Source organism: Nocardia sp. CA-135953 (genome assembly GCF_050955735.1).
GTDB lineage: Bacteria > Actinomycetota > Actinomycetes > Mycobacteriales > Mycobacteriaceae > Nocardia.
Genome location: NZ_CP192082.1, coordinates 5253332 through 5265525, shown reverse-complemented (window position 1 = coordinate 5265525; position 12194 = coordinate 5253332). Strand labels below are relative to the sequence as shown.

Annotated in this window: 12 protein-coding genes; 4 read left to right on the top strand and 8 right to left on the bottom strand. The window is 66.4% G+C overall.

From position 1 onward, the window contains the following. The first annotated feature begins 30 nt into the window (after positions 1-30). From ACQPXH_RS24180 to ACQPXH_RS24165, 4 genes are all read left to right on the top strand, one after another. Positions 31-1446, top strand: coding sequence for a phytoene desaturase family protein (locus ACQPXH_RS24180; RefSeq protein ID WP_433598779.1), 1416 nt, complete (start codon positions 31-33; stop codon positions 1444-1446). 409 nt (positions 1447-1855) lie between these two features. Beyond that, positions 1856-2434 carry a TetR/AcrR family transcriptional regulator gene (locus ACQPXH_RS24175; RefSeq protein ID WP_051181827.1) on the top strand — a complete coding sequence of 193 codons (579 nt, stop codon included), beginning with the start codon at positions 1856-1858 and terminating at the stop codon, positions 2432-2434. A 148-nt stretch (positions 2435-2582) separates the two neighbouring features. Continuing rightward, positions 2583-3338, top strand: coding sequence for an SDR family oxidoreductase (locus ACQPXH_RS24170; protein ID WP_433598778.1), 756 nt, complete (start codon positions 2583-2585; stop codon positions 3336-3338). Between the two features lie 4 nt (positions 3339-3342). Further along, entirely contained in the window at positions 3343-3477 is a 135-nt protein-coding gene (locus ACQPXH_RS24165; RefSeq protein WP_433598777.1) for a hypothetical protein, read from the top strand. Between the two features lie 104 nt (positions 3478-3581). Here the strand turns inward: ACQPXH_RS24165 and ACQPXH_RS24160 are convergent, their stop codons facing one another. The 8 genes from ACQPXH_RS24160 to ACQPXH_RS24125 form a co-directional block, all read right to left on the bottom strand. Beyond that, the gene (locus tag ACQPXH_RS24160) at positions 3582-4637 is read right to left on the bottom strand and encodes a phosphotransferase family protein (protein WP_433598776.1); all 1056 of its coding nucleotides are present in this window, start codon (positions 4635-4637) and stop codon (positions 3582-3584) included. A gap of 15 nt (positions 4638-4652) precedes the next feature. After that, on the bottom strand, positions 4653-5870 hold the full coding sequence (locus ACQPXH_RS24155; RefSeq protein WP_433598775.1) for an acyl-CoA dehydrogenase family protein: 1218 nt from the start codon (positions 5868-5870) through the stop codon (positions 4653-4655). 58 nt (positions 5871-5928) lie between these two features. Continuing rightward, positions 5929-6549, bottom strand: a complete 621-nt coding sequence (locus tag ACQPXH_RS24150; protein WP_433598774.1) for an HAD family hydrolase — start codon at positions 6547-6549, stop codon at positions 5929-5931. Further along, a complete protein-coding gene (locus ACQPXH_RS24145; protein WP_433598773.1) occupies positions 6546-7355 on the bottom strand; it encodes an SDR family oxidoreductase in 810 nt (269 codons plus the stop codon). The genes ACQPXH_RS24150 and ACQPXH_RS24145 overlap by 4 nt, the downstream gene beginning before the upstream one ends. Further along, positions 7355-8368 (bottom strand): NADP-dependent oxidoreductase, encoded by a 1014-nt coding sequence (locus ACQPXH_RS24140; RefSeq protein ID WP_433598772.1) that lies wholly within the window; start codon positions 8366-8368, stop codon positions 7355-7357. The genes ACQPXH_RS24145 and ACQPXH_RS24140 overlap by 1 nt, the downstream gene beginning before the upstream one ends. A 242-nt stretch (positions 8369-8610) precedes the next feature. After that, positions 8611-9624 (bottom strand): galactofuranose ABC transporter, permease protein YjfF, encoded by a 1014-nt coding sequence (yjfF, locus tag ACQPXH_RS24135; RefSeq protein WP_433598771.1) that lies wholly within the window; start codon positions 9622-9624, stop codon positions 8611-8613. Continuing rightward, on the bottom strand, positions 9621-10652 hold the full coding sequence (locus ACQPXH_RS24130) for an ABC transporter permease (RefSeq protein ID WP_433598770.1): 1032 nt from the start codon (positions 10650-10652) through the stop codon (positions 9621-9623). The genes yjfF and ACQPXH_RS24130 overlap by 4 nt, the downstream gene beginning before the upstream one ends. After that, positions 10649-12181 (bottom strand): sugar ABC transporter ATP-binding protein, encoded by a 1533-nt coding sequence (locus ACQPXH_RS24125; protein ID WP_433598769.1) that lies wholly within the window; start codon positions 12179-12181, stop codon positions 10649-10651. The genes ACQPXH_RS24130 and ACQPXH_RS24125 overlap by 4 nt, the downstream gene beginning before the upstream one ends. Between the last annotated feature and the right edge of the window lie 13 nt (positions 12182-12194).

Sequence of the window (12194 nt, the reverse complement as noted above, 5' to 3'; positions counted from 1 at the left end):
TGTTCCAATAGTTTTCAGGAAGGACATCCGATGAAAACCGCCATCGTCGTCGGCAGCGGACCGAATGGCCTGGCCGCCGCGATCACTCTCGCACGAGCCGGTGTCGAAGTGACCGTGCTGGAGGCGGCTGACGAGATCGGCGGTGGGACCCGTTCGAGCGAGGCGATCGTGCCTGGACTCGTGCACGATCACTGCTCGGCCATCCATCCGATGGCGGTCGGATCGCCGTTTCTGGGTGGTCTGGATCTCGAGCGTTACGGGCTGCGGTGGGCGTGGCCGGAGATCGACTGCGCCCACCCGCTCGACGACGGAACCGCCGGGGTGCTGTATCGCTCGGTCGCCGAGACCGCCGCCGGTCTCGGCACCGATGGCCGGGCCTGGCGGCTGCTGTTCGACCGGCCGGTCGCCGCCTACGACCGGTTCGGTGCGGACATCATGGGCCCGCTGCTGCGGCTGCCCCGGCATCCGATCAGCCTGGCCCGCTTCGGAATTCCAGCGCTGGCGCCGGCATCACTATTTGCGGAGATCTTCCGCACCGAGCAGGCGCGGGCATTGTTCGGTGGCGTCGCCGCGCACGCGTTCCACCCGCTGCACCGACCACTGAGCGCCAGCGTCGGGCTCGGCATCCTTACTGCGGGGCATCGTCACGGCTGGGCGGTTGCCGTCGGCGGCTCACAGCGCATCACCGATGCGATGGCCGCACTGCTGCTCGACCTCGGCGGGAAGATCGAGACCGGTGTGCACGTGCGGTCGCCGTCGCAGTTGCCGCCCACCGACATCACCATGTGGGATGTGGCGCCGACCGCGGTCGCCGAAATCCTCGGCGATCGGCTTCCGTCGCGAATTGCCAAGGCATATCATCGATTCCGCTACGGGCCAGCGGCCTTCAAGGTCGACTTCGCGGTCGAGGACGGGGTGCCCTGGACCGCCGATCCCGCCCGTCGGGCCGGAACCGTCCATCTCGGCGGCGGTTTCGCCGAAATCGCGGCCGCCGAACGAGAAATCCATGCCGGGCGCATGCCCGAGCGACCGTTCGTCCTGGTCGGACAGCAGTACCTCGCCGACCCCCAGCGTTCGGTCGGAGCCGTGCACCCGGTGTGGACCTATGCCCACGTTCCGCACGGCTTCACCGGCGACGCCACCGAAGCGATCAGCGCCCGAATCGAAGCCTTCGCCCCCGGCTTCCGCGACCGCATCGTCGGCACCGTCGTCCGCACTGCTCGCGGTTTCGCCGAATACAACCCCAACTACGTCGGCGGCAACATCATGACCGGCGCCAAAGACATTCCCCAACTCGTCTTCGGCCCGCGAAAAACCTTGCAGCCCTATGATATCGGCCTCCCCGGCCATTACCTCTGCTCTGCCGCCACCCCACCCGGCCCAGGTGCCCATGGCATGTGCGGAGCCAATGCCGCTGCCCGCGCCCTGCGGCGCTTACACCGTTGAGCGGCTTCGGCTTTCATCCATCTCACCCTTTCCGCACTGCAATGCCCGCGGACCGCAGAATAGGGTCGTATCGCCGAACCCGCCGAGGTCCTCAACTTCCTCGGTCGGCTGATCCGATGCGGTCGGGGAAGCCGGATTCGCGGGCATGGCTTGCTCCGGTTCCATGAGTGAGCGCGAACTGATGTGACCCAGGCAACGTCGGCGGGTCGGACGTTACTTGAATTTGGCGTCATGTTCAATATATGTTGTGCCGATACAGGTTGCCAAGCGGCGTCGTGGGGTCGCGGGAGCGGCGGGCGCGTTACGATCCACCACGTCAGCGAGCCGGACGACAGCGAGTGAGGCAGTGAACGCCCAGGAAGCCACCGAGGACCAGCCCGGTCGGGTGCCCCCGCGGAGTAAGCGTGGCATGCGCACCAGGTCCGCACTGGTGACCGCGGCGCGCGAGGTGTTCGAACGCGACGGTTTCCTGGACGCCAGGATCAGTGACATCTCCAAGGCAGCCGGGGTCGCCTCCGGTTCGTTCTACACCTACTTCGACAGCAAGGAAGAGATCTTCGCCGCGGTCGTCGAGCAGGTGCGCGAGGAAATGCTGCACCCGCACATCCGGGAGCGGGTCGGCATCGACGACCCGCGTGAGTTGATCGCCGCCGCCAATCGTGAGTACCTGCTGTCGTATCGGCGCAATGCGCGGCTGATGGCCGTGCTCGAACAGGTCTCGAAGATCGATGAGAAGTTCCGGGTGCTGCGCTTCGAGCGCGCCCTGGCCTTCGTCGAGCGCAATGCCGAGATGATCCGGAATCTGCAGGATCGTGGCCTGGTGGACGCCGAGTTGGATGCCGAGGTCACCTCGCTCGCGCTGTCGAGCATGGTGAGCCGCATGGCGTACTTCGTATTCGTCGAGGGGCGGAAGGTGTCCTTCGAGAAGTTGGTGAAAACGCTGAATCAGTTGTGGTTCAACGCTCTTCAGCTGAAAGAAGCTGACTGACCGAGCGCCGGCGACACGGCCGGCCGATGTGCACCGATCACTCATGTGACCCGTATCACGTGACGAGCGATCTCACTTGAACTTGACGTCGGAATCAAGTTCGGTGAGTCTGGGTCACGCAGGTCGAGCATCAGGAGAGGCTTACGTAATGGGTCGTTTCGACGGAAAGACGGCGATTGTCACCGGAGCCAGCCGCGGTATCGGGCTGGCCATCGCGCAGCGGCTGGTGGCCGACGGCGGGCGGGTCTGTGTGACCGCCCGCAAAAAGGACGCGCTGGACGCGGTCATCGCCGAACTCGGCGGACCCGAGCACGCCATCGCCGTCGCGGGACGAGCCGACGACGTCGAACATCAGACCGAGGCCATCGAGCGCACGCTGGAGACCTTCGGTTCGGTCGACTTCCTGGTCAACAATGCCGGCATCAACCCGGTGTACGGTCCGATGGTCGAACTCGACCTGGCCGCGGCCCGTAAAGTCTTCGAGGTGAACTGCCTGGCGGCGATCTCCTGGGTGCAGCAGGCGCACAAGGCATGGCTGGGCGAGCACGGTGGCTCGGTGGTCAATGTCGCGTCGGTTGCCGGGATCAAGCCCGCGCCCGGCATCGGGTTCTACGGGGCGACCAAGGCGATGCTGGTGCACATCACCCAGGAGTTGGCGGTCGAACTCGGCCCGTCGATCCGAGTGAACGCGATCGCGCCCGCTGTGGTCAAGACCCAATTCGCCACCGCGCTCTACGACGGCCGCGAGGAGCAGGTGGCCGCGGCCTATCCGCTCGGGCGTCTCGGCGTACCCGAGGACATCGGCAGTGTCGCCGCCTTCCTGCTCTCCGATGACGCGGCCTGGTTGACCGGCCAGCTGATCGTCGTCGACGGCGGGGTCACCCTCACCGGAGGCGTTGCGTGAAGGCTTGGCGGGTAACGGAAAGGAGAACCTCGAGCCGATCAAAGCGGGGGTCCAGGTGACGGCTCTGGTGACCATCGAGCGCGAGGGCATCGGCAAGCCCGCCTGCATCGCCGAAGCGCTGTCGGTACTCGTGCCCTGATAGAAGTACCGCCGGACATTCTGTGCCCGGCGGTTACTTCGTTCGGGTGAATACGCGAAACGGCCTGTCTCCCTGGCAATATCGGGAGACAGGGCCGTTTCGTGTCAGAAACCGGCTTCGGTGGCGATCCGGTCGGCGGTTTCGGCGAGTCCGTCGACCAGGTCGGTAGTCGGAATACCCGCGGCCGCACGGTTTCGGGGGTCGTCGAGGGTTCGCCGGTACACACCCTCGGCAATGACGGCGAGTTTCCACAGACCGAGCGCATGCCAGAACCCGAGTGCGCGCCGGTCACGTCCGGTGATCGCGAGATACTCCTCGACCAGTTCGGCACGGGACGGGAAACCCGGGAGCATGACCATTTCCGTGCCCGGAATGGCCGCTTCGCCCGGCATCGGCCAGTAGGCCAGCAGACTGCCGACATCGGCCAGCGGATCACCGAGGGTGCACAGCTCCCAGTCGAGGACGGCGGCGATCGCACCGGTCTCCGGTGTGGTGATCACATTGCGGAGGTTGTAATCGCCGTGCACGAGCGCGAGTTCGCGCTGTTCGGGAACGGCGGTGCGGAGCCGCTCGGTGAGACGGTCCACCAGCGGCAGGTCCCGAGTTCTCGACTTCTCCCACTGTGCCGACCACCGCTCGAGCTGTCGCTCGGCATACGGTTTGTGACTGGCCAGGTCGATCAGCGCGGTGGTTTCCAGATCGACGGCATGGATGCGGGCCAGTGTCTGCACCAGTGACAGCCCGGCGCTGCGGCGCAGCTCGGGGGTGATTCGCTCGGCGGTTTCGACCCCGTCGATGACCAGTCCGTCGACGAATTCCATGAGCACGAGCGCGATCTCGCCCTCGTGCCGGATATCGTGGACGCGCGGCACCGGGACATCGGTGGGCGCAAGGGCCGACATGACTCGGGCCTCCCGCGCCACATCGTGCGCGGACGCCAGCAGGTGGCCGAGCGGCGGCCGCCGCAGCACCCAACGCCGCCCCGCCGCGTCGGTGATCAGGAAGGTCAGATTGGACTGGCCGATCCCCACCCGTTCGGTACGCACCGGCGCGGTGCACGCCGAACCGAGCGAGGACACCCAGTCCGCGAATGCGGCGGCATCGATATCGAAGCCGGTCGCGTCCGCGGTGGGCTGAATCAGCCCGCTACTTGTCTGCATACGTTCCTGTCCGTCCTACGCCCCGGTCCTGAACTTACCGAGTTCGGCGCGCGCGATGGCGCGTTTGTGCACTTCGTCGGGTCCATCGGCCAGACGCAGTGTGCGCAGGTGCGCGTACATGCTGGCGAGCGGGAAATCGTCGGTGACACCGGCCCCGCCGTGCACCTGGATGGCCCGGTCCACAATCCGCAGCGCCATCTCCGGTGCGGCGATCTTGATCGCCGCGATCTCGACCTGGGCCGCCTTATTGCCGACGGTGTCCATCATCCACGCGGCCTTGAGAGTCAGCAGCCGGGCCTGTTCGATATCGATGCGGGCCTCGGCGATCCAGTCCTGGATATTGGCGCGCTCACTCAGCTTCTGCCCGAATGTGATTCGCGATTCGGCGCGTGCGCACATCAGTTCCAGCGCGCGTTCGGCCATACCGATGGCGCGCATGCAGTGGTGGATGCGACCCGGACCGAGCCGGGCTTGGCTGATGGCGAAACCCTCGCCCTCGCCTTTCAATACATCCGTGACGGGGATCCGCACATCGGAGAAATCGATCTCGGCGTGGCCCTCGCGGTCGGCGTAGCCGAAGACCGGCAGATTGCGCATGACGGTGACCCCGGGTGCGTCGATCGGCACGACCATCATCGACTGCTGACGGTGCTTGGGCGCGTCCGGATCGGTCTTGCCCATGACGATGAGCACCTTGCAGTTCTTGTGCAATGCGTTGGAGGCGAACCACTTTCGGCCGTTGAGCACGTAGTCGTCGCCGTCGCGCGCCATGCTCAGCTGGATATTGGTGGCGTCGGAGCTGGCGACGGCGGGCTCGGTCATGGCGAAGGCGGAGCGGATGGTGCCGTTCAGCAGCGGCTCCAGCCACCGCTCCTTGTGCTCCTGGGTGCCGAAGAGGGTGAACACCTCCATATTGCCGGTGTCGGGCGCCGAACAGTTGCACGCCTCCGGCGCGAGATGCGGGCTGCGGCCCATGATCTCGGCCAGCGGAGCGTATTCCAGATTGGTCAGGCCCGGACCCCATTCGGGATGCGGATGGAACAGATTCCACAGGCCGCGGGCGCGGGCCTCGGTCTTGAGATCCTCGACGATCCGCGGATGGTGGTGCGGATCGCCGGCTGCGGCCATCTGCTTTTCGTATTCCGACTCGGCCGGGTATACGCATTCGTCCATGAAGGCGCGCAGATCGCGTTGATACCGCTGGGTGCGCTCGGACGTGCTGAACAGGTCCATCGAGGCTCCGATCGTTGGTGCGGGTGGTCGAAAGAGACTGCGCCGCAAGGTGGGTGGATCAGCTGGGGGTGCGTAGCGCGGGCCACAGCAGGGCCGCCGTCGATGCGGCGTCGCGGTGCACAATGCCGCCGAGTCCGAGCAGTTCGGCCGCGGTGATGTTCTGTTCGAGGTCGTCGACCATAATGGTCTGCTCGGGCGCGACACCGAGCCGTTCGCAGCCGACGAGATAGGCACGGCGCGACGGTTTGCGGGTGCCGATCTCCGCGGAGATGGTCACCGCGTCGAACATGGCGGGCAGGTCGAAGCCCGCGTAGCAGTTGTCGCCGAGCGAATTCGACAGCAGACCGACGCGATAGCCCGCCGCGCGGACACCCGCGACCAGCTCGATCATCTCCGGGTCGGGATGCAGCCGGGACTGGATGCGATCGACAAGGCCCGCATCGTCGATTTCGACGCCGTGCGCGCGCAGCCGCCGCGCGAACCCGACCTCGAACTCACGCTCGCCGATGCGCCCCTCCTCGTGATCCACGAGCAGCGCACTGCTTTCCGGATCGCGGGTCAGCAGTCGCAGCGGCAGCCGCGGGTCGCCCAGCTCCGCGCCGAATTCGGCGAATGCGGCCAGGACGGCGGTGGTGAGCACACCGCCGAAATCGAACAGCACGGCGCTGCGCCCGCTCATGACAGTGACCTCCGATAGCGCTGCATGCCCGCGATCCACCGATCGTGGTCGGCAGCCTTGCGCTGCAGGAATTCTCGGACCTCCGCGTGCGGCAGCACGAGGAAGCGTTCGGCCTCGATCGCCTCGAGCACGCGATCGGCCACATCGAGCGGAGCCAGCACCGCGCCGGCTCCGGTGACGGCGCGGGTGGCCAGGTCGCCCGCGGATCCGCCGTCCGTGCCGAGTCCGGTGAGCAGGGCGGTATCGACGCCCATCGGGCACAGGCAGCTGACCCGCACACCGAGATCCCCGTAGGTCACCGCCAGCCATTCGGCGAATCCGACGGCCGCGTGCTTGGAGACCGCGTAGGTGGCCGAACCGATCTGGGTGAGCAGTCCCGCCGCCGAGGCAGTGCTCACGAAGTAGCCGCTGCCGCGCTCGAGCCAGCCCGGGACGAGCAACCGCGCCGCCCGCACGTGGGCCAAAGTATTGACCTCGAGTGCTTGCTCCCACTGCGCCTCGGTGGCGTCCAGTCCGGGACCGCCGCCGACACCGGCGTTCGCGAAGAACATGTCGACGGGGCCGAATTCGGTTGTGGCCGTATCGATGAGTTTGCGGAGATCGGATTCGGATGCGGCGTCACCGGCATGGCCGGATACCGCGCCGGGAAATGCCTCAGCGAATCGACTCGCCGTCGCCGCGAGCCGGTCCGCGTCACGGTCGGTGATCAGAACGCGACCTTCGTGCTCGAGCAGGCGTTGCGCGATCGCGGCGCCGATGCCGCCCGCGGCGCCGGTGACGATCGCGACCGCGTTCTGCACGCGCATCAGTTCGCCTCGCTATTCAGCCGGACCAGCATCTTGCCGGTATTGGCACCGCGCAGCAGGCCGAGGAAGGCGTCGACAGCGGTGTCGATCCCGATCAGCACCGTGGTGGGGACGCGGAGGCTGCCATCACGCACCCAGTTCGCCGCGAGCGCCGCGTATTCGGGTGCCAGCTCCGGATGGTCGGTGACGATGAAGCCGCGCAACGACAGTCGGCGAACCACCGCCAGCGCCAGATTCTTCGGGCCGGGCGGCGGGGTTTCGGCGTTGTACCCGGCGACGGCTCCGCACAGGGCGATTCGGCCGAAATCGCGCATCGAGCCGATCGCCGCCTGCAAATGGTCGCCGCCGACATTGTCGAAGTAGACGTCGATGCCGTCCGGGGCCGCCTCGTGCAACCGTTTGCCCAGACTGCCCGCCCGGTAGTCGATCCCGGCGTCGTAGCCGAACTCCTCGACCAGCCGCCGTGCCTTCTCCGGACCGCCCGCCGATCCGATGATCTTGGCCGCGCCGAAGTGCCTGGCCACCGGGCAGGCGGCAAGACCGACGGCACCTGCCGCGCCCGAGATGAATACGACATCGCCCGGACGGACCGGCGCGATTTCCTTCAGACCCACATACGCCGTGAGCCCGGGGATACCGAGCGGGCCGAGGTAGGTCTCGGCCGGTGCCAGCGCGGTATCGACGACGCGCGCCTGCCCCGCCTTCAACAGCGCGTACTCCCGCCAGCCGAGATCGTGCAGCACTGTCGCGCCGACTTCGATTCCCGGTACACCCGAGGCGACGACGGTGCCGACCGCGCCGCCGTCCATGGGGGCATCGAGTCGGAACGGCGGAATGTAGGACTTCACGTCGTTCATGCGGTTGCGCATATACGGATCGACCGACATCCAGTCGTTGCGGACCAGCAACTGCCCACTGCCCGGATCCGGGACATCGGTGGTCACCATCCGGAAATCGGATGGTGCGGGTTCGCCGGTGGGCCGGGCCACCAGATGTACCTCTCGGCTCTTCACGACCAGAAACCTCCATGTTAATGCGCGCTGACCGGGGCGTCCGCGATGGAGCGCCGGTTGCCGGATGGCTCAGAGGTTAGTTGAAGTTGACGTCGGATTCAATTGTCGGATCCGGCCGCGGGCGCGGCGCGCGCCGGTCACAGTGCACCCGACCACGATCCGATTATGCGGGCTGTGTAGTGACCGCCGCGCGAGCTTCGGCGGCATTGATCGCATCAACCTCGAGATTGCGAGACCTGTCCTTATCCGTCCCGGGTTGCGATGGTGCGCTGGAGCAGGATGAAGGCGAGTAGCAGGACGCCGATGAAGATCTTGGTCCACCAGGAACTCAGGGTGCCTTCGAAGCTGATGATGGTCTGGATTACGCCGAGGGTCAGTACGCCGAGTACTGAGCCGAGGACGAATCCGGAGCCGCCGGTGAGCAGGGTGCCGCCGATGACGACCGCGGCGATGGCGTCGAGTTCCATGCCGACGGCGTGCAGGCTCCAGCCGGACAGGGTGTAGAGCGTGAACAGGATGCCCGCGAGGGCCGAACAGAAGCCGCTGATCGCGTACACGGCGACCTTGGTCCTGGCCACCGGTAGGCCCATCATGAGCGCAGACTGTTCGTTGCCGCCGATCGCATACGCGGTGCGACCCAATCGGGTGTAGTGCAGAACGACGAAGGCCACGGCGACAACTACCAGCGCGACGATCATGCCCACCGTCAGGAATACGTCCCCGCCGAGCCGAAAGCGACGCTGCGCCAGATCCGTATACACGGAGTCGGTGATCGTGATCGAATCCGTGCTGATCACATACGCCATCCCGCGCGCGAGGAACATACCGGCCAGCGTCACGATGAACGGCTGGATCTCGAAGTAGTGGATGACCGCGCCCATCGCGGCGCCGAAGAGCGTGCCGCTGACCAGCATGAGCGGCATGACCAGCAGCGGCGGCCACCCGTGGACGGTCACCAGCCACGCCGAGACCACCGTGGACAGGGCCAGCACCGCGCCGACGGACAGGTCGATGCCGCCGGTGAGGATCACGAAGGTCGTCCCGACGGCGAGAACGAGCAGAAAGGCGTTGTCTATGAGCAGGTTCACGAAAACCTGCGGATAGCCGAATGCCGGATAGCGCATCACCCCGACGCCATAGATGACGGCGAACAGTGCGGCAGTCGCCAGCACCGGGATGTATCGGCTGCGGTGCCCGCGCATCACGGGTCGGCGCAGCATCGGCCGGACGGCACGGGCCTGGGTCAGCACGTTCATCTGGTCGCCTCCGTCGCTGTCGATGCGATGCTCGGTCGGGTTCGGCGGCGAAAGACCTTGGCGCGGAACGCCGGTGACTGGATCAGGCATACCGCGATCACCACGACCGCCTTGGAGACCAGCGTCGTCTCCGGCGGCACGCCGACGGTGTAGATCGTGGTGGTGAGCGTCTGGATCACCAGCGCCCCGAGGACGGTGCCGCCGAGCTGAAATCGCCCACCGGTCAACGCGGTACCGCCGATGACGACCGCGAGAATCGCGTCGAGTTCGATCCACAGCCCGGCGTTGTTGCCATCCGCCGCGGAGACATTCGAACTGATCATCAGTCCCGCGATCGCGGCGCAGCTCGCGCAGACCGCGTACACGGCGACGATCAGACCACCGGCCCGGATACCGACCAGACGCGCCGCCTCGGCATTACCGCCCACCGATTCCAGCAGCAGCCCGAGCGCACTGCGCCGCAACAGCAACGCGAGCCCAGCGAACACTGCGGTGGCGACCAATACGGGTACCGGCAGCCCGAGCAGATAACCACCACCGATGACCTTGTAAGGTGGACTGTTGATCGTGATGATCTGGCCGGACGTAATCAGCTGTGCGACACCGCGTCCGGCCACCATCAGAATCAATGTCGCCACGATCGGCTGAATCCCGAAGCGCGCCACCAGCACTCCGTTCCACAGTCCGAGCGCGACCGCCACGCCGAGCGCGATCAGCACCGCGACGGCGACGCCACCGGTATCGGCCTGATCCGGCATATTGCTGATATGCAGACAAGCCAGCGCACCCGCGATGGCCACGACCGTGCCGACCGACAGGTCGATGCCGCGCGTCGCGATGACCAGCGTCATGCCGAGCGAGATCAGCACCAGTGGTGCGCCGTAGCGCAGGATATCGATCAGGCTGCCGTAGAGGTGTCCGTCCTGGATGCGGATCGAGAAGAACCCGGGCGTGAACGCGACGTTGACGATCAGCAATGCGATGAGTGCGGACGCGGGCCAGAACAGGTGGCTTCGGATAATCGTCATGAAATCGCCCCGCTCGCAATGGTTTCCGTAAGGCGGTCCATGGTCAGAGTGGCATCGTTGACGAGTTCGGCGACCAGCCGCCGATCGCGCAGGATCGCCACCTTGTGACTGAGCCGCAGCACCTCCTCGAGTTCGGCGGAGATGAACAGTACCGACATGCCCTCCTCGGACAGCGAGATGACCAGCCGCTGAATTTCCGCCTTGGCCCCGATATCGATGCCGCGGGTCGGTTCGTCGAGGATCAGCAGTTTCGGCCGGGTGGCCAGCCAGCGGGCCAGCAGCACCTTCTGCTGGTTGCCGCCGCTGAGGAATTTCACCGGCGTATCCGGATCGGCCGGGACGATCCGCAGCGAGGTGATGTACCCGGCGACGAGTTCGTCGCGCTTGCGCGCCGACAGCGGTCGGGCCCAACCGCGCGCGGCCTGGACCGCGAGCACGATATTGTCGCGCACCGACAGGTCGAGGATAAGACCCTGGGATTTGCGATCTTCGGGGCAGAAGGCGATCCGGTGGTCGATCGCGGCGCTCGGCGAGCGCAGTGCCGTCGGTGCGCCGGCCACGCGGAGATTCCCGGTGGACGCGCGGTCGGCGCCGAAGAGCAGTCGCGCCACCTCGGTGCGGCCGGAGCCGAGCAGCCCGGCCAACCCGACGACTTCGCCGCCCCGGACGGTGAGATCGAATGGCGCGACAGAATTGCGGCGCCCGCCGATCCCGGTGGCCTGCAAGAGTGGATCGTGGCGCGCCACCACCGCCGGATCCGGCTTCTCGTGCTCGATCTCGTCGAGCGCGCGCAGCGCCGTGCCGAGCATGTGCGCGATGAGATCCTTCTGGTCCAACTGTGCGACCGGATATTCCCCGACGAGAGTTCCGTTGCGCAGTACGGTTGCCCGGTGGCAGATCTCGAAGATCTGATCGAGGAAGTGGGTGACGAATCCGATCGCCACGCCCTCGGCGGCGAGCCTGCGCATCACCGCGAACAGTTGCTCGACCTCACCGGTGTCCAGCGATGAGGTCGGCTCGTCCAGGATGAGGACCTTCGCATCCAGGTCGACGGCTCGGGCGATGGCGATGAGCTGCTGCACCGCAAGCGAATACGAGCCGAGTGGGGCCGCCACATCGATGTTCATATGCAATCTGGCCAGCAGCCGGGTGGCATCGCGACGCATCGCGGCGAAGCGGATCAGACCGCCCCGCCGCGGTTCCCGTCCGATGTAGATGTTCTCCGCGACCGACAGATTCGGGCACAGATTCACCTCCTGATAGACGGTGCTCACCCCGGCCCGCAGCGCCTGCTGCGGGCCGGTGAAGCGCACCGGGCGACCGTCGAGTTCGATGGTTCCGGCATCGGCGTCGTGGATTCCGGTGAGCACCTTGATGAGGGTGGATTTGCCCGCACCGTTCTCACCGACCAGTGCGTGTATCTCACCGGGGAACAGCCGCAGGTCCACCTCGGACAGTGCGGTGACCCCGGCGAAACGCTTGACGATGCCCGACATCCGAAGTGCGGGTGTGACAGTCGGTTCCGACATGCACTGCTCCGGC

What these genes read in the sequence shown, in the direction of transcription:
- ACQPXH_RS24150 (WP_433598774.1), bottom strand. Translation starts at nt 6,549, where the DNA reads ATGAGCGGGCGCAGCGCCGTGCTGTTCGATTTCGGCGGTGTGCTCACC.
- ACQPXH_RS24180 (WP_433598779.1), top strand. Translation starts at nt 31, where the DNA reads ATGAAAACCGCCATCGTCGTCGGCAGCGGACCGAATGGCCTGGCCGCC.
- ACQPXH_RS24160 (WP_433598776.1), bottom strand. Translation starts at nt 4,637, where the DNA reads ATGCAGACAAGTAGCGGGCTGATTCAGCCCACCGCGGACGCGACCGGC.
- ACQPXH_RS24125 (WP_433598769.1), bottom strand. Translation starts at nt 12,181, where the DNA reads ATGTCGGAACCGACTGTCACACCCGCACTTCGGATGTCGGGCATCGTC.
- ACQPXH_RS24130 (WP_433598770.1), bottom strand. Translation starts at nt 10,652, where the DNA reads ATGACGATTATCCGAAGCCACCTGTTCTGGCCCGCGTCCGCACTCATC.
- ACQPXH_RS24145 (WP_433598773.1), bottom strand. Translation starts at nt 7,355, where the DNA reads ATGCGCGTGCAGAACGCGGTCGCGATCGTCACCGGCGCCGCGGGCGGC.
- yjfF (WP_433598771.1), bottom strand. Translation starts at nt 9,624, where the DNA reads ATGAACGTGCTGACCCAGGCCCGTGCCGTCCGGCCGATGCTGCGCCGA.
- ACQPXH_RS24175 (WP_051181827.1), top strand. Translation starts at nt 1,856, where the DNA reads ATGCGCACCAGGTCCGCACTGGTGACCGCGGCGCGCGAGGTGTTCGAA.
- ACQPXH_RS24155 (WP_433598775.1), bottom strand. Translation starts at nt 5,870, where the DNA reads ATGGACCTGTTCAGCACGTCCGAGCGCACCCAGCGGTATCAACGCGAT.
- ACQPXH_RS24170 (WP_433598778.1), top strand. Translation starts at nt 2,583, where the DNA reads ATGGGTCGTTTCGACGGAAAGACGGCGATTGTCACCGGAGCCAGCCGC.